This is a genomic window from Sphingopyxis sp. C-1 (assembly GCF_001047015.1).
Taxonomy (GTDB): domain Bacteria; phylum Pseudomonadota; class Alphaproteobacteria; order Sphingomonadales; family Sphingomonadaceae; genus Sphingopyxis.
On record NZ_BBRO01000001.1, the window covers coordinates 2,623,185 to 2,637,666 of the forward strand.

The following is a 14,482-nucleotide window of genomic DNA, read 5'->3' on the forward strand; positions in this document are numbered from 1 at the left end:
TAGCGCAGCGGCGCGGGGAGAAATTTTGAAGACTTTGACCATCCTGCGCCATGCCAAATCGGGTTGGGACGTTCAGGTCGAGCGCGATTTCGACCGCCCGATCAACAAGCGCGGCGCACGCGGTGCCGAACTGATCGGCCAGTGGCTGAAACGGCAGAAGCTGCCGGTCGACCGCATAATCGCCTCGCCCGCGGTTCGCGTGACCGAAACGCTCGACATCTTTCAGCCCGCCGCCGACCTCGACGCGCTCGAACCCCATTGGGACCGGCGTATCTATCTCGCCTCTGCCGCGACGCTGATCGATGTCATCCGCGACACCGGCAAGAATTCCGAACATCTGCTGATTTCGGGACATAATCCGGGGCTGGAAGACCTGATCCTGATGCTCGTCCCCGAATCGGCAGGCGACGAATTGCGGGCGAAGGTCGAGGAAAAGCTGCCGACCTCGGCGCTGGCCCGGCTGGAACTCGACATCACCGACTGGCACGACCTCGATACGAACAGCGCGCGCTTCAGGGACTTCATCCGTCCGCGCGACCTCGACCCGGCACTCGCGCCGGCGATGGACAACGACTGAAACCCTAAACCTGTCTTAGCCGATCGCGGCTGCGAGCCGCTGGCGAAGCGCAACCAGCGCCTCGACCGGAATGCCGCCCCTTCGCGCCGGAGCGCTGCTGACGGGCGTCTCGCGGACCACCGGCGGCCGCGCCGCTGTCGGCACCGCGGCGCCCCGCTGGGACAGCGCCTTGCGCGCGCCCTCGACCGTAAAGCCCTGGACATGCAGCAGATCGTGGATGCGTTCGGCGAGCGCGACATCCTCGGCGCGGTAATAACGGCGACGCCCCGACCGCTGGAGCGGCTTCAACTGCGGGAAACGCGTTTCCCAATAGCGCAGGACATGTGTCGGAACGCCGATGCGTTCCGCCAGTTCGCCGATGGCGAGCATGGCGCCCGACGCCTTGCCGCCATCGTCGGTCATGTCAAAACCCGACATGAGTCAGGTCCGGCCTATTTGCCGGCAACGCGGGCTCGCATTGTTTGGCTGGCGCGAAAGGTCATCACGCGTCGCGGCAGGATCGGCACCTCGATGCCGGTCTTTGGGTTGCGACCGATCCGCTGCGCCTTGTCGCGCAGCACGAAGGTGCCAAAGCCGGAGATTTTCACATTCTGCCCGACCGCCAGTGCGTCCGACATATGATCGAGAATCGATTCGACGATTGCGGCCGATTCGTTGCGCGACAGGCCGATCTGCTGGTTGATCCGCGTCGCGATGTCGGCCCGGGTGAGTGTCCCTGCTGCCATGATGATCCCTTCCCCCTCACTGAAGCGAAATATAGACAATTGAGTCCCTGACAGCCCCCACCGTCACGAGTCCCGTTGCCATATGTAACAAATGCTAATTAATCCGCCAAACTGAAACGGATGGAGCGAGAAGTTGACGCGCCGGAGCGAAACGTCAGACGCGCAGAACGGCAGCGCCCCAGGTGAAACCGCCACCCATCGCCTCCAGCACGACAAGGTCGCCGCGCTTGATCCGACCGTCGCGCACCGCAAGGTCCAGCGCCAGCGGCACCGAGGCGGCCGACGTATTGGCGTGTTGGTCGACCGTCAGCACGACGCGTTCGGCCGGCAAACCAAGCTTTTTCGCGGTTGCGTCGATGATCCGCTTGTTCGCCTGATGCGGCACGACCCAGTCGATCGACTCGGCCGACAGCCCGACATCTTCCATCACTTCGGCAAGCACCGATGCGAGGTTGGTGACCGCGTGGCGAAAGACTTCGCGGCCCTGCATCCGGACGTGGCCGACGGTCCCCGTCGTCGACGGCCCGCCGTCGACATACAGCATGCCTGCGTATTTTCCCTCGGCATGCAGGCGCGTCGCCAGGATGCCCTGATCGTCGTCGACATCCTGCGCCGACAGCACGATGGCGCCCGCGCCGTCACCGAACAGGACGCAGGTCGTGCGATCTTCCCAGTCGAGAATGCGGCTGAAGGTTTCCGAACCGATCACCAGCGCATGTTTGGCGGCACCGGTGCGCAGCATCGAATCGGCGACCGACACCGCGTAAAGGAAGCCGGAGCAGACCGCCGCAACGTCGAATGCGATGCAATCGGGGACGTCGAGCAGCGCCTGTACCTTGGTGGCGCTTGCCGGGAACGTATTGTCGGGCGTCGCCGTGGCGACGATGATCAGGCCGATGTCGGCAGGCTCAAGCCCGGCCGCCGCCAATGCCTGTTTTGCGGCGTCGGCGCCCAGCGTCGCGGTCGTCTCGTCGGGTTCGGCGATATGGCGAAACCGGATGCCCGTGCGCTCGACGATCCACTCGTCGCTGGTGTCGACACGCTCGGCGAGTTCGGCGTTCGATACGCGCGTACGCGGCAAGGCCGAACCGGTGCCGGCCAATATGGCACGAAGCGTCATGCTGCGGCGCCGCTGCGGAAATTCGCGAGATCTTCGGTCACCTGACGCGTGATATCCTTCTCGATCAGCTCGGCGCAAAGATGGACGCAGTTCGCGACCCCCTTCGCATCGGCGCTGCCATGACTTTTGAGTACCACCCCGTTCAGGCCGAGGAACACCGCGCCATTGTGATTATTGGGGTCGAGGTGATGCTTGAGCAATTCGGTCGCGGGGCGCGAGATCAGGAAGCCGATCTTTGAGCGAACCGACGACGTAAAGGCGCGGCGCAAGAGGTCGGTGACGAAACGCGCCGTCCCTTCGATCGTCTTCAGCGCGATATTGCCCGAAAAACCGTCGTGCACGATCACATCGACATTGCCGCGCGACAATTTGTCGCCCTCGATAAAGCCCGTGAATTCCATCGGCAGGCCTTGCACTTCACGCAGGCGCGCCGCGGCATCGCGAATCTCGTCGGTGCCCTTCAGTTCCTCGGTACCGATGTTGAGCAGCGCAACGCGGGGTTTTTCGAGCCCCATCGCCGTACGCGCATAGGCCGCACCCATCACGGCGAACTGGATCAGGTTGTTGGCGTCGCAATCGGTGTTGGCGCCAAGGTCGAGCATCACGACGTCATTATCGCCGAGCGTCGGCAACAGCGCCGCAAGCGCGGGGCGGTCGATTCCCGGCATCGTACGCAGCGCGAGCTTGGCCATCGCCATCAGCGCACCGGTGTTTCCCGCCGACACGGCGCCGCCGGCATCGCCGCGCTTCACCGCGTCGATCGCAAGCCCCATCGAGGTGCTCTTTGCCTTGCGCAGCGCCTGGCTCGGCTTGTCCTCACCCGACACCACGCCATCGGTGTGGAGAATATCCGACGCCGCGCGCAGATTCGGGTGATTTTCGAGCGCAGCCTTGATCTGCACCTCGTCGCCGACGAGGATGAAGCGGAGGCCGTCGTGCTTGTGGCGCGCCATCGCGGCGCCGGCGAGCATCATGCGCACGCCGACGTCACCGCCCATCGCATCAATTGCGATTCGCGGTGTCAGTGCCATCGTGACGCCCTCCGGCTAATGCTTATGCGCCGACCGACACCACTTCACGGCCATTATAGTGGCCGCAGGCGTTGCAAAGGTTGTGCGGGCGCTTCAGCTCGCCGCAGTTCGGGCATTCCTGAAAGGCTTCAACCTTCAGGCTGTCGTGGCTGCGACGCATGCCGCGCTTCGAGGGCGAGGTTTTTCGCTTGGGAACGGCCATGATATTTCCTGCATTCTAAATAGTGTGTCACGAATCGGCTACCCGGATTTGTCATTCCCGTTGCCGGAAATAACTGGCCCGCCCGCCAAGCCGAAGGCTGTTCCCGGCCAAAAAAGGCCAGGAAAATCTTCCGCCGGAGGGTGCCTCAACGCCAGATGGTGTCGGGTGCCGGATCGGGCGCGGCTATAGCGTTTTTGCCCGTAAAGGCAAGCCCATTGCGCCCATCGTCGCGCAGACTTGCCGCCCCGGTCGGGGGATGCCACAGCTACACCAGTCCGATCATGACAATGAGGCGGCAAACGAGGGGGACACAAAATGATAATCTTGCCGATCAGCCTGACGATCGCCGCGGGGGCGGCGCTGCTCAATCTGTGGCTCTCAATCCGTGTTGGCCGCGTCCGCACGAAGGAAAAGGTCTTTATCGGCGACGGCGGCAACGACCTGCTGACGCGCCGTATGCGCGCGCATAGCAATTTCGTCGAGAATACCGCCTTCGTCCTGATCCTGCTCGCACTCGTCGAACTCGGCCTCGGCTCCTCGCTCTGGCTGTGGGGTGTCGGCGCGCTCTATCTCGTCGGGCGCATCCTGCACGCGATGGGAATGGACGGGATGATGTGGGGCCGCATGGTCGGCACGATCATCACCATGCTCACTCAGCTCGGCCTGGCGATCGGCGCACTCGCGGTCGTCTATCTGACGCCGACCAGCTTCACCACGACCGAGGTCGTCGAAACCGAAGCAGCGGCGCCACGATAGGCCTCCTTCTTCCGTCATTGCGAGCGAAGCGAAGCAATCCAGAGTGTGACAAGCCGCTCTGGATTGCTTCGCTTTGCTCGCAATGACGATCTAAACCTAGTCCGCAGTTCCAAGCGCCATATCGCTCACGAACGGGTTCGTACGCCGTTCGTGGGCAAAATTGCTGTGTGCCCCGTGCCCGGGCAGGAAGGTCGTGTCGCCGCCGAGCGGCCACAGTTTCTGCGTGATAGAATCAAGAAGCTGCTGATGATTTCCGCGCGGAAAGTCTGTGCGCCCGATCGAACCCTGGAAGATCACGTCGCCGACGATCGCGAGCTTCGACGGTCCATGATGAAAGACGACATGCCCCGGCGTGTGGCCCGGACAATGGATGACGTCGATCTCGAGATTACCGACGGTGACCTTGTCGCCGTCGACGAGCCAGCGATCGGGCTCGAACGCTTCGCCCACCATGCCGAAGCGCGCGCCATCCTCGGCGAAAGCCTCGATCCAGAAGCGGTCGTCCTCGTGCGGCCCCTCGATCGGCACGCCAAGTTCCTTCGCGAGCATTCCCGCCTGTCCGCAGTGATCCATATGGCCATGGGTGACGAGGATCTTCTCGACCTCGACTCCCGTCTGTTTCACCGCTTCCTTCAGCTTGGGCAGGTCACCGCCGGGATCGACGAAAGCCGCCTTGTTGGTCGCGGTGCACCACAGCAAGGTGCAATTCTGCTGAAAGGCGGTAACCGGCACGATCGCCGCGCGCATCGGAGGATTGGGAGCGTTCATGGTGGCCGATGTGGGGAAATGTGGCGGGAATGGCAAGTGTGGGCTGTGGGTCGCGGCTGGACGCGGCCCTATGCTTCGTCATCCGGGGCTTGACCCGGGATCCCGCTTTTTTGACGCACTCGCCGGTTTCAAGAGCAAGCGGGACCCAGGATCAAGTCCGGGGTGACGGACGGAAGGAAACGACCACAACAAACAGCAGGGCGTCGCCCCCGTAGAGGCGCACAAGCCTCAGCGTAGCGTCATCGTATCGCCTTCGACATTCACCGCCGCGAGCTTCGACAGGAAGCTCTGCCCGAGCAGCGAGATGCCCATGTCGGAGTCGATTACGGCCGCCTGAACATCCCGTATCTTGATCCCTTCAACCTCGACACTGTCGAGTGTGATCATCCGCATCGGCACGTCGCCGCCCGCGGTGCTTGCGGTCCCGCCGACCGGAAGATCGTCGACGTTGATCCCGATCGCCTCGGCATCGCTGCGGGTCAGCGCGACAACCGACGCGCCGCTGTCGACGAGCATACGAACGTTCCGCCCGTCGATCCTGGTGTCGGCATAGAAATGCGAATCGCGCGAACGAGCGAGCAACACTTCACTCGGGCGGCCCGAGTCGCCACGGGCTTCGGCCGCAGCCAAAGACCGCTCCTTGCGTAGCTTGTGCGTCGTCCAATTGTCGTGATTGCCCGAAACGACGGGAGGCGTTTCGACAACCTCGTTGGAAGAAGATCGGCTGGCGATACCCGCCAAGCCGACCGAACCCACCACGATCACCACCGCCAAACCAAGAAAGCGCCCCAACATGAACCGCTTTTTTGCAGAAGAAAGTTGGAGATTGGTTAAGCGGGCGCGCCCTGATCGATGAATGCGCGCCAAGTCGGCGTCCCGCCGCGAATGCTATAGGCGATCCGGGCGCAGGCATAGCGCAGGCCCGGCCGATTGTCGGCCTCGATCGCCGTCGTCGGCCAAGGCCCCGTCCCGTCACCTCCCGCTGACCAACAGACAAGCGCCTCGGCCTCTTGGCCTCCCTCGACCGCAGCGCGTTCTTCGGCGCTGAGCGAGGCTGGCGCAGTCCAGCCGAAGATTGCACGATGGGTAAAGGCCTTTGAAAAGAGCGCAGGCAGAAACGGGCTGTCCCGATCAACGAGCAAATTGCCGACCCGTTCGCGGTCCGCGGCGGATAGCCATTGCCCGCCGAGCAGCGGCGCCCACTGCCCCTCGTCGCGCGAGCGGAGCGCCCGCGCCAACTCGTCCGCTGCCGCCGCAAAGCGCGGCGCCCACGCCGAGTTGGCGTCCAGCGGCGCGAGTTCCGAAGCAGGCACCGCCACCTCGGGTTCGATGGGCAGCAACGATGTCGGCATCGCAAATGCGGGAGCCGACACGGCGAGGACGGCGACAAGCGCCGACGAAATCAGCATAGCGCGCATGGCCGACAATCTAGCAGCAAAGGCTGCACCTGTCATGAACCGGCGGCGAGCCCCTCGCGCAGCCACGCGGGCGCGGTGGCGGCGTCGACATTCTCGGTCCGCCGATGCTCGACCGACCAGCCGAGGTCGGGATAGCCGACGACCTGCCGCTTTTCGTCAGCTTCGGCAATCGGCACCACGACCAGCCGCCGATTGACCTTTTGCCGCCAGTTCATCCGCGCGGTATTTTCCTGCCCGACATAACAGCCCTTGGTGAAGCTGACGCCGTTCAGCTCGGCCGCATTGCATTCGAGCCATAGCGTCGTTCCGTCGCCGAGTTCGGCGCGCCCCTCGGTAACGCCGAGCGCCAGCCGGTGCGCCTGCCACCGTGCATCGGCCCCATCGCCTGGGTCAGCCGGCGCAAGCCAGCGCTGGCCAAGTTCGGGCAGTCGCGGATCGACGACGCCAAGGTCGCCTTCCGGCGCCCAGTGGACACAAAGTTCCTCCTCGCGGTCGATGGTGATCGCGCGGCGCAGGCGATAGAGCGTCAGCCGCTTGGCAAGGTCGCCCGCCACTTCGCGTTCGCAGTCGATCAGCACATCATCGCCATCGCCCCAGATCAGGAAGTCGAACAGCGCCTTGCCCTGCGCCGTCAAAAGCGCCGCCCATACCGGAAGACTGCCCGATGTATCGTTTGTGACAAGGCCTTGCAGGAAGCCGCGGACATCCTCCCCCGACAGACGGATGAGGGCGCGATTGATCAGGGTGGTATTGGCCATGACGATAATCTAGGGACGCGGCAGCCAAAACCAACCCGCAAGTTGATGAGTCCCTGCATGACCGACCGCCTGACGATCCGCCGCCCCGACGACTGGCACGTCCATCTGCGCGACGGCGCGATGCTGCAACATGTCGCACCCTATACCGCGCGTCAGTTCGCGCGCGCGATCATCATGCCGAACCTGTCGCCGCCGGTAACAACGGCCGAAGAAGGCCGGGCATACCGCGACCGCATCGACGCAGCGGTGCCCGCCGGGGTCGATTTCACCCCGCTGATCGTCGCCTATCTCACCGACCACAGCAGCGCCGACGAGATGGCGCGCGGCCATGAAGAGGGCGTGTTCACCGCCGCAAAGCTATACCCCGCACACGCGACCACGGGCAGCGCGCATGGCGTTACCGATATCGCGAAGATCATGCCCGTGCTCGAACGGATGGCCGACATCGGCATGCCGCTTCTGATCCATGGCGAGGTCACCGACCATGACGTCGACATCTTCGACCGCGAGGCGGTGTTCATCGAACGCACGCTCGAACCGCTGGTCCGCGCCCTGCCCGGCCTCAAGATCGTCTTCGAACATATCACGACGGCCGAAGCCGCACAGTTCGTCGCCGACGCGCCTGCCAACATCGCCGCGACGGTCACGCCGCAGCATCTCCACATCAACCGCAATGCGATGCTCGTCGGCGGCATTCGCCCGCACGCCTATTGCCTGCCCGTCGCGAAGCGTGAGCACCACCGGCTCGCGGTGCGCAAGGCCGCGACCTCGGGTTCGCCGAAATTCTTCCTCGGCACCGACAGCGCACCGCATGCGGTGCATACCAAGGAAGCATCGTGCGGCTGTGCGGGCATCTTCAACGCACCCTATGCGCTTGAAAGCTACGCGACCGCGTTCGACGAGGATGGCGCGCTGGACAATTTCGAAGGCTTCGCCAGCGAACATGGCCCACGCTTCTATGGCCTGCCGCTCAACGAGGGCACGGTCACACTCGAACGCGGCGAAACCGTCGTGCCCGACAAGATCGGCGATGTCGTCCCGTTCCACGCGGGTGAAACGCTAAGTTGGAAGCTGGCCTGATATCCTTTCGTCACCCTGGACTTGATCCGGGGTCCCACGACTGCACCGTTGGAAAGCGGGATGCCGGATCAAGTCCGGCATGACGAATGGGGCGATCAAGCGATCCCGATCAACCGCTCGGCGCGCATCTTGCGCCACATGTCGAAACTGAACACCGCGATGCTGACCCATATCAACAGGAAGCAAGCCAGCTGGACGGGTTTCAGCGGCTCGCCGAACACGAACAGCCCGAGCAGGAACTGCACCGTCGGCGCGAGATACTGGACAAAGCCGAGCGCGGCGTAGCTCATGCGCCGCGCAGCGGTCGCGAATAAGAGCAACGGGACGGCCGTCACGATCCCGCCGGCCATCAGCAGCAGGCTGATCGACCCGTCCGACCCGAAACCGCGCCCGTCGCCGACCCAAAGGTAAAAGGCCGCGACCGCCAGCGACGGTATCAGCAGCACCGTCGTCTCGATCGCCAACCCCGGCAGCGAGCCCACTGGCACGATCTTGCGGAGCAGGCCGTAAATGCCAAAGGAAAAGGCGAGCGTCAGGCTGATCCATAGCGTATCGAGAGCGCCCGCGAGCAGGATCGCGACGCCGACGCCCGCAATCACGACCGCCACGAGTTGCAACCGCGAGAGCCTTTCGCCGAGGAAGATCATTCCCAGCATCACGTTGACGAGCGGGTTCAGATAATATCCCAGGCTGGCCGCAAGCACATGGTCGGTAAAGATCGAGAAGATATAGACGAGCCAATTGACCGCGATCAGCACCGCGCTGGCGATCAGCAACCGCAGCGTCCGCCAATCCTTCAACGCCACCAGATATTCGCCGATCTGCTTGCGGAACAGCATGATCACGAAGCAGAGCGGCAGCGACCAGATGATCCGCTGCGCCAGCACCTCGACGGGTGGTACGCTGCTCAGCAGTTTGAAGAAAAGCGGAACGAAGCCCCAGATGCCATACGCAGCAAGCGCATAAGGCAAGCCGCCCTGATTGCTCCCCGCGGGGGCCGCTGACTGGTTCATGATCGGGAGCCCGGCCGGATCAGATGATGCCGCCGCCGAGCATCAGGCGAATGACCCCGATGACGATGACGACGATATTGAGGTTTCGCCCGCTTGTCTTGTCCGACATCGCGCCGAGCGCCAAGCCGACAACCGCAAAAGGCACGATCACCCAATTTGCCCACCCAAGCAGCGGGATGAACGCAAAAACGGCCAGAACCAAGGCGATAGCGCCGATGACGAGCGATCCGATATTGAGCATGGCCGAATTGTCGCACGGCTCCAGCAATGCGGCAAGAGGCTTTCGGTTCATCGACAGAAGCACTCACTTCGTCTTGTTGCCTAGCGTTAATGCAACGGGTTCTGGACCCGGCTCGTTTTCACCTTCGAAGCGCCCGGTCTCGCAAAGCGGGATGAGGCGTTGAAGCCAGGAAAGGATTTGACATGCGTAATTTCTCGAAGGGTTTGATGGGCGCTTTTGCTGCCGCCAGCGTCGCCCTGACCGCGCCTGCCTATGCGGGTATCGCGGCTCCGGCGAAGGCCGATGGTTTCCATCAGCTCGACCAGTCGTCGAACTTCTATCGCAAGAAGGATCGCCGTTATTATGCCCGCGATGAGCGGATCAACCGCAATACCCGCGTGTGGCGCGGCGACGATGGCCGTTATCGCTGTAAAAAGGATAATGGCACCACCGGCCTGCTGATCGGCGGCGCGGTCGGCGGCCTTGCCGGCCACGAGATCGCAGGCGGCGGCGACAAGCTGCTCGGCACGATCATCGGTGCGGGTGCCGGCGCGCTGATCGGCCGCGAGGTCGACCGCGACAAATATCGCTGCCGCTAAGGCTTTACCGCAACCGTCTCGAGTATGGGTTCGAGACCCCTCCAGCCCATACACGCTGATGGCGAGGGCACCGGTTAACGCCGGTGCCCTCAAGCGTATCCGCTTGCCGAATACGCCCTCTTGCCGCAGAAGCATCGGCCAATTGCTGCGGGAGAATGAATATGTTGAACGGCCCCCTGCTCGTCACCGAGCGGCTGATCCTGCGTCCGCCAGCGACCGAGGATTTCGACGACTTCGCCGAAATGTGCACCGAGGAAGAAACGATGCGCTTCATCGGCGGCACCAGCCCGCGCTCGGCCGCATGGCGCCAATGGTGCACACTCGCGGGCGCGTGGCATATTCGCGGCTTTTCCATGTTTTCGGTCATTGAGCGCGCGACCGGGGAATGGGTCGGACGGCTCGGCCCGTGGGAGCCTGACGGCTGGCCTGCCCCCGAGGTCGGTTATGGCGTGCGCGCGAAATTCGCCGGCAAGGGCTATGCCTTCGAAGGCAGCATGGCCGCCTGCGATTTCGCGGTCGAGTTTCTGAAATGGCCCGAGTTGATGCACAGCATCGACCCCTCCAACATCCGCTCGCAGGCATTGGCGAAGCGCCTCGGCGCGACGAACAGCGGCCCGACCCGCCTCCCCGCGCCGTTCGAGGACGCGCCCGTCGATGCCTGGACGCAAAGCGCCGACGCATGGCGCGTGAAGCGCAAGGAATTCCTGCCGTGAGCGATCGTCACATCGACCCCGAACGCGCGCAATTCGACGCGTTCAAGGCGCTGCCGCGTGATACCGTGATCCACATGCTCAACCTCGTCCGCTTCAAGGACAAGGCGACCTATCCGGGCGATCACCCGCTCGCGGGCAAGACGCTGAACGGCGCCGAGGCCTATCGCCACTATGGCGCCGATAGCGGGCCGATCTTCCAGCGCGTCGGCGGCCGCGTTATCTGGACCGGAACGATGGAAGCGATGGTCATCGGTCCCGATGACGAACATTGGGATGCGGTGTTCATCGCCGAATATCCGAACAGCGGCGCCTTCATGGAAATGGTCACCGACCCGGTTTACCGCGAAGCCGTCATCCATCGCCAGGCCGCGGTCGAAACCTCGCGCCTGATCCGCTGCGCGCCAAAAGCGTCTCGCTCCGAGACAGTTTTCGGCTAATAAACCCCTGCCCGTTAACGCATTTTTTTTGGGCCTTTTTGACCAGGATCGGGCATTCCCCCTCAAGGATAAGGGAGTGTTAGCGATGATGTTGCGGGGAAAATGGCTGGTTACCGGTCTGCTGATGGCGGCGGCGCCGCTTGCCGGCTGCCGGGATAATCCCGACGCCAAGGCCGAACTCTCGCCGCTCGACGACGGGCTGACCAACGCCGACCCGGCGATCAAGGGTTCGCTCGAAGACAAGATCATGGTCGACCCCAAGCTTGCGGGCCAGGCGAACAAGAATGCCGTGGGTCCGGGCAACAAGCCCGTCGATGGCGGCGTTCCCGGCGTTGCGGGCGGCAAGGCCGCGACCGTCGCCGAAGCCAGCGCGGCGCTTGCGGCGGGCAAATTGCTCACCGCACCGAAGGCCCTGCCGTTCGAGGCCGGATGCGACGGCTGCGAAGCGCAAAAGCGCCCCGTGACGATCGGCGCACTCGCGCGCGATCAGCAAAAGGGCGGCTGCGATGCCAAGCTGACCTACAGCAATGCCTGGGCCGATCGCCTGCCGGCCGCGTTCAAAGTCTATCCGCGCGCGACGCTGCGCGAGGCGGCCGGAATCGCCGGCGGCAAGTGCAATATCCGCGTCGTCAATTTCCAGACCGCGGCGTCGATGCAGGCGGTGCTCGATTATTATCACACGATGGCGATCCGCGCCGGTTACACCAGCGACCACCGCGTCAACGGCAACGAACATATGCTTGGCGGCACCAAGGGCGACCTCGCCTATGTGCTGATGATGCGCCGCGACGGCGGCATGACCGACGTCGATCTGGTCGCCTCCGGCGGCAAATAAGTAACGTCGCGCTACGCAATGAAAAGGCCCCGGGGAGAGGGAACCCCGGGGCCTTTCTCATTGCTTGCGTGACGAGCAAGCGGTCAGATCTTGTCGCCTAGCGCGCCTTGGACCTTGCCCTTCAGATTCTGGGCTTCGCCCTTGCGCTCCTGCGCTTCGCCTTCGGCGCGAAGACGTTCGTTGTCGGTCGCCTTGCCGGCCGCCTGCTTCACATTGCCGGCAGCTTCATTTGCAAGGCCTTTTGCCTTTTCGGTCAGTTCACCCACGGGGTTTCTCCTTGGCATATCGAGGCGGGAGGGGCTCGCCTCGTGCAGGAGAAACGGGTGACGGCAGCGCATGTTCCCGGGCGCGAGGTAAAGCGTTGCCCACGAGAGATATTCGACACCGATCCTATTTCATGCGGACCTATCGCGTTGTAGGTTGTGATGTAGGAAATCAAATGTTCTCATTTTGTTCGAAGGGCGCAGTTAGCGCCTTTCTGGAAAATTGGAGAACAATAGATGCCAGCAGTAGAAATCAGTACGGGTCCGACCGTAGATTATGATCGCGTCATGACCGACGGCGAACTAGGCTATGATACCGAAATTGAAAGTCTCCGGATCGGCGACGGGCTATCTACGGGTGGAACCGCCCTCAATCGCTTCATCCCGTCGGGGGCGGGCGCCGTGGAAACCAACATTCCCGATCAGTTGAAGCAAACGGTGTTTGTGCATAACTATCGCGACAACAGCGATCCGGATGACACGAACGCTTTCACCCGCGCGCTGGCGGCAGCCAAATGCGTCCGAGTGGTCGTCGGGAAAGGCTCTGCACCAGATGGAGCTTATGTGGTGGACCAGATCGTCGTGTCCTCGGACCGCACGGTTCACACCGACGGCCTTGCCACGATAATCCGGCAGACAGACGTGGGTCACTACGACAAGCCCGTCGTCCTGGTCCAGGGTTCGCGTGTCACGCTCGGTGCGTTGACGATCGAGGGCAACATCGATCTGGATACCGGCGAGTGGAATCATGCTGTCGGTGTCTACGGCGGAACCCATATGCGCGACGTCCGCTTAGGCGACATTCACGGCCGCAATATCCGGGGCGACATATTGTACGTGGGCGGAACACCGCAGGCCTTGGTCGAAAGACTAACTGTTGGGCGCGTAACCGGCGAAAACATTCTTCGCTCCGGCGCTTCCATTGTCGGGGGAACCGTCATCCATATCGAAGCCGTCGATACGGGCCACTGCGGCTATACGACGCTGGACATCGAGCCCAACGGAACTGACAACCAGATCTGCGACGACATTCGCATCGGCACGGTACGCGGTGGCAAGGTCCAGCTCGCCGGCAACGGAGGGAATATTATCGGCAAGGTCCAAATCGACCTACTTCATCTCGATTCAGCGCTTCAGACCGAACCTGTGCCGCCCTATTTGCAAGGCAACGGCAACAGTTATTTCGACAAGGACTTCGGGGTAGCTGCGCACAATTTTCATACGCTGGAAATTGGGAATTTCGAATGCCGAGACAAATTATGGAGCGCGATCTGGTCGATCGAAAACCCGGCCGATGCCGGCAGTATCGCAATTCGCCAATATACGGGTCGCCAGAATGGCCTGAACAATCTTGGCGTCGGCGAGCTGAATATTCCCGGTTGCAATCACTTGCGCATCGATCGCGTCGACACCCTCCTGCCGCACAAGGACAAATATTTTGTTGTCGGCGCGGGGACGGAGACCAGCATCTACATTGGAGAAGGCAGTCGCATCGCAGGCGGACGAGTGGCAGCCGGCGTCGGTCAATCGCATATCGCGGCAACCGTCGAAGCGCCGGATGACGCCGAACTGCTTTTCGCTGGCGTCAGTCGCAGCACGATCGCAATAAAGCAAACGGGGCTAACGGATCCTGGTTCGGGGATTTTCTATCAATGCGAGAAGAATGTCCTTTTCCACTGCGAACTGGACGCGGCAAAGATGATCCACACCGGGAATGACGAGCATGTCATGTTGATGACCACCTTCGGTGGCACATTTTACCCGTTTGGCTTTACGTCCAGCGATTTCCGCAGCGGCAATTTGTCAGCTGGGCTTGGGGGAAATGCCGAGCGGATCTGGTGGGATCGCCACCATCGCCTGCGTACCGTGACCGGCCCCTATCCGACGCCGAGCGACCTCGATGGGACCGTCGTCGGTCTTCAATCCTAAATCCGAACGATCTGCTGGCTCCTCCGGGGGCCAGCAGA

20 protein-coding genes are annotated in these 14,482 nt (G+C 62.7%); 8 read left to right on the forward strand and 12 right to left on the reverse strand.

What is annotated here, in order from left to right; translation table 11 throughout:
* Window positions 1-25 precede the first annotated feature (25 nt).
* Window positions 26-577 carry a histidine phosphatase family protein gene (locus tag SC1_RS12350; RefSeq protein WP_062182027.1) on the forward strand — a complete coding sequence of 184 codons (552 nt, stop codon included), beginning with the start codon at window positions 26-28 and terminating at the stop codon, window positions 575-577.
* A 15-nt stretch (window positions 578-592) separates the two neighbouring features.
* Here the strand turns inward: SC1_RS12350 and SC1_RS12355 are convergent, their stop codons facing one another.
* The 5 genes from SC1_RS12355 to rpmF all read right to left on the reverse strand — a co-directional run bounded on the left by SC1_RS12355 (window position 593) and on the right by rpmF (window position 3,655).
* Complete coding sequence (locus tag SC1_RS12355; RefSeq protein WP_062182030.1) at window positions 593-994, reverse strand: MerR family transcriptional regulator; 402 nt, start codon at window positions 992-994, stop codon at window positions 593-595.
* A gap of 14 nt (window positions 995-1,008) precedes the next feature.
* The gene (locus tag SC1_RS12360) at window positions 1,009-1,302 is read right to left on the reverse strand and encodes an integration host factor subunit alpha (protein WP_056373946.1); all 294 of its coding nucleotides are present in this window, start codon (window positions 1,300-1,302) and stop codon (window positions 1,009-1,011) included.
* A gap of 154 nt (window positions 1,303-1,456) precedes the next feature.
* Window positions 1,457-2,422, reverse strand: coding sequence for a beta-ketoacyl-ACP synthase III (locus tag SC1_RS12365; protein WP_062182032.1), 966 nt, complete (start codon window positions 2,420-2,422; stop codon window positions 1,457-1,459).
* Entirely contained in the window at window positions 2,419-3,453 is a 1,035-nt protein-coding gene (plsX, locus tag SC1_RS12370; RefSeq protein ID WP_062182035.1) for a phosphate acyltransferase PlsX, read from the reverse strand. Before plsX ends, SC1_RS12365 begins: the two co-directional genes overlap by 4 nt.
* Before the next feature lie 22 nt (window positions 3,454-3,475).
* Window positions 3,476-3,655: a 50S ribosomal protein L32 gene (gene rpmF / locus SC1_RS12375; protein WP_011541714.1), complete on the reverse strand. Its 180-nt coding sequence runs from the start codon at window positions 3,653-3,655 to the stop codon at window positions 3,476-3,478.
* Between the two features lie 315 nt (window positions 3,656-3,970).
* On the opposite strand from rpmF, the gene SC1_RS12380 reads away from it, so the two are divergent.
* Window positions 3,971-4,411: an MAPEG family protein gene (locus tag SC1_RS12380; RefSeq protein ID WP_083435818.1), complete on the forward strand. Its 441-nt coding sequence runs from the start codon at window positions 3,971-3,973 to the stop codon at window positions 4,409-4,411.
* A 96-nt stretch (window positions 4,412-4,507) separates the two neighbouring features.
* Here the strand turns inward: SC1_RS12380 and SC1_RS12385 are convergent, their stop codons facing one another.
* From SC1_RS12385 to SC1_RS12400, 4 genes are all read right to left on the reverse strand, one after another.
* Window positions 4,508-5,179: an MBL fold metallo-hydrolase gene (locus SC1_RS12385; protein WP_062182038.1), complete on the reverse strand. Its 672-nt coding sequence runs from the start codon at window positions 5,177-5,179 to the stop codon at window positions 4,508-4,510.
* Between the two features lie 228 nt (window positions 5,180-5,407).
* Entirely contained in the window at window positions 5,408-5,974 is a 567-nt protein-coding gene (locus SC1_RS12390) for a TIGR02281 family clan AA aspartic protease (RefSeq protein ID WP_062182040.1), read from the reverse strand.
* Window positions 5,975-6,009: 35 nt separating this feature from the next.
* Window positions 6,010-6,597, reverse strand: a complete 588-nt coding sequence (locus SC1_RS12395; protein WP_152682383.1) for a hypothetical protein — start codon at window positions 6,595-6,597, stop codon at window positions 6,010-6,012.
* A gap of 32 nt (window positions 6,598-6,629) precedes the next feature.
* Complete coding sequence (locus tag SC1_RS12400) at window positions 6,630-7,355, reverse strand: folate-binding protein YgfZ (RefSeq protein WP_062182045.1); 726 nt, start codon at window positions 7,353-7,355, stop codon at window positions 6,630-6,632.
* A 57-nt stretch (window positions 7,356-7,412) separates the two neighbouring features.
* Between SC1_RS12400 and pyrC the strand changes: the two genes are divergently transcribed.
* Window positions 7,413-8,435: a dihydroorotase gene (gene pyrC, locus SC1_RS12405; RefSeq protein WP_062182048.1), complete on the forward strand. Its 1,023-nt coding sequence runs from the start codon at window positions 7,413-7,415 to the stop codon at window positions 8,433-8,435.
* Between the two features lie 95 nt (window positions 8,436-8,530).
* On the opposite strand, the gene rarD is transcribed toward pyrC, so the two are convergent.
* Together rarD and SC1_RS12415 are read right to left on the reverse strand one after the other, a co-directional pair.
* Complete coding sequence (rarD, locus tag SC1_RS12410) at window positions 8,531-9,448, reverse strand: EamA family transporter RarD (protein ID WP_062182051.1); 918 nt, start codon at window positions 9,446-9,448, stop codon at window positions 8,531-8,533.
* Between the two features lie 19 nt (window positions 9,449-9,467).
* The gene (locus SC1_RS12415) at window positions 9,468-9,689 is read right to left on the reverse strand and encodes a membrane protein (protein WP_039572978.1); all 222 of its coding nucleotides are present in this window, start codon (window positions 9,687-9,689) and stop codon (window positions 9,468-9,470) included.
* A 182-nt stretch (window positions 9,690-9,871) separates the two neighbouring features.
* Between SC1_RS12415 and SC1_RS12420 the strand changes: the two genes are divergently transcribed.
* The 4 genes from SC1_RS12420 to SC1_RS12435 all read left to right on the forward strand — a co-directional run bounded on the left by SC1_RS12420 (window position 9,872) and on the right by SC1_RS12435 (window position 12,252).
* Window positions 9,872-10,267, forward strand: a complete 396-nt coding sequence (locus SC1_RS12420; protein ID WP_062182054.1) for a glycine zipper 2TM domain-containing protein — start codon at window positions 9,872-9,874, stop codon at window positions 10,265-10,267.
* Window positions 10,268-10,428: 161 nt separating this feature from the next.
* Window positions 10,429-10,980 (forward strand): GNAT family N-acetyltransferase, encoded by a 552-nt coding sequence (locus SC1_RS12425; protein WP_083435929.1) that lies wholly within the window; start codon window positions 10,429-10,431, stop codon window positions 10,978-10,980.
* Window positions 10,977-11,417: a DUF1330 domain-containing protein gene (locus SC1_RS12430; RefSeq protein WP_152682384.1), complete on the forward strand. Its 441-nt coding sequence runs from the start codon at window positions 10,977-10,979 to the stop codon at window positions 11,415-11,417. Before SC1_RS12425 ends, SC1_RS12430 begins: the two co-directional genes overlap by 4 nt.
* An 85-nt stretch (window positions 11,418-11,502) precedes the next feature.
* Window positions 11,503-12,252, forward strand: coding sequence for a hypothetical protein (locus SC1_RS12435; RefSeq protein WP_062182063.1), 750 nt, complete (start codon window positions 11,503-11,505; stop codon window positions 12,250-12,252).
* 83 nt (window positions 12,253-12,335) lie between these two features.
* On the opposite strand, the gene SC1_RS12440 is transcribed toward SC1_RS12435, so the two are convergent.
* Window positions 12,336-12,518: a CsbD family protein gene (locus tag SC1_RS12440; RefSeq protein WP_054729406.1), complete on the reverse strand. Its 183-nt coding sequence runs from the start codon at window positions 12,516-12,518 to the stop codon at window positions 12,336-12,338.
* 285 nt (window positions 12,519-12,803) lie between these two features.
* On the opposite strand from SC1_RS12440, the gene SC1_RS12445 reads away from it, so the two are divergent.
* Window positions 12,804-14,444, forward strand: coding sequence for a hypothetical protein (locus SC1_RS12445; protein ID WP_062182066.1), 1,641 nt, complete (start codon window positions 12,804-12,806; stop codon window positions 14,442-14,444).
* Window positions 14,445-14,482: the final 38 nt, after the last annotated feature.

Excerpts from the sequence above, each read along its gene's own strand:
- SC1_RS12435 (WP_062182063.1), top strand. The coding sequence starts at position 11,503 with ATGATGTTGCGGGGAAAATGGCTGGTTACCGGTCTGCTGATGGCGGCG.
- SC1_RS12365 (WP_062182032.1), bottom strand. The coding sequence starts at position 2,422 with ATGACGCTTCGTGCCATATTGGCCGGCACCGGTTCGGCCTTGCCGCGT.
- SC1_RS12360 (WP_056373946.1), bottom strand. The coding sequence starts at position 1,302 with ATGGCAGCAGGGACACTCACCCGGGCCGACATCGCGACGCGGATCAAC.
- SC1_RS12385 (WP_062182038.1), bottom strand. The coding sequence starts at position 5,179 with ATGAACGCTCCCAATCCTCCGATGCGCGCGGCGATCGTGCCGGTTACC.
- SC1_RS12380 (WP_083435818.1), top strand. The coding sequence starts at position 3,971 with ATGATAATCTTGCCGATCAGCCTGACGATCGCCGCGGGGGCGGCGCTG.
- rpmF (WP_011541714.1), bottom strand. The coding sequence starts at position 3,655 with ATGGCCGTTCCCAAGCGAAAAACCTCGCCCTCGAAGCGCGGCATGCGT.
- SC1_RS12390 (WP_062182040.1), bottom strand. The coding sequence starts at position 5,974 with ATGTTGGGGCGCTTTCTTGGTTTGGCGGTGGTGATCGTGGTGGGTTCG.
- SC1_RS12355 (WP_062182030.1), bottom strand. The coding sequence starts at position 994 with ATGTCGGGTTTTGACATGACCGACGATGGCGGCAAGGCGTCGGGCGCC.
- SC1_RS12445 (WP_062182066.1), top strand. The coding sequence starts at position 12,804 with ATGACCGACGGCGAACTAGGCTATGATACCGAAATTGAAAGTCTCCGG.
- pyrC (WP_062182048.1), top strand. The coding sequence starts at position 7,413 with ATGACCGACCGCCTGACGATCCGCCGCCCCGACGACTGGCACGTCCAT.
- SC1_RS12415 (WP_039572978.1), bottom strand. The coding sequence starts at position 9,689 with ATGCTCAATATCGGATCGCTCGTCATCGGCGCTATCGCCTTGGTTCTG.
- SC1_RS12425 (WP_083435929.1), top strand. The coding sequence starts at position 10,429 with ATGTTGAACGGCCCCCTGCTCGTCACCGAGCGGCTGATCCTGCGTCCG.
- rarD (WP_062182051.1), bottom strand. The coding sequence starts at position 9,448 with ATGAACCAGTCAGCGGCCCCCGCGGGGAGCAATCAGGGCGGCTTGCCT.
- SC1_RS12400 (WP_062182045.1), bottom strand. The coding sequence starts at position 7,355 with ATGGCCAATACCACCCTGATCAATCGCGCCCTCATCCGTCTGTCGGGG.
- plsX (WP_062182035.1), bottom strand. The coding sequence starts at position 3,453 with ATGGCACTGACACCGCGAATCGCAATTGATGCGATGGGCGGTGACGTC.
- SC1_RS12420 (WP_062182054.1), top strand. The coding sequence starts at position 9,872 with ATGCGTAATTTCTCGAAGGGTTTGATGGGCGCTTTTGCTGCCGCCAGC.
- SC1_RS12395 (WP_152682383.1), bottom strand. The coding sequence starts at position 6,597 with ATGCGCGCTATGCTGATTTCGTCGGCGCTTGTCGCCGTCCTCGCCGTG.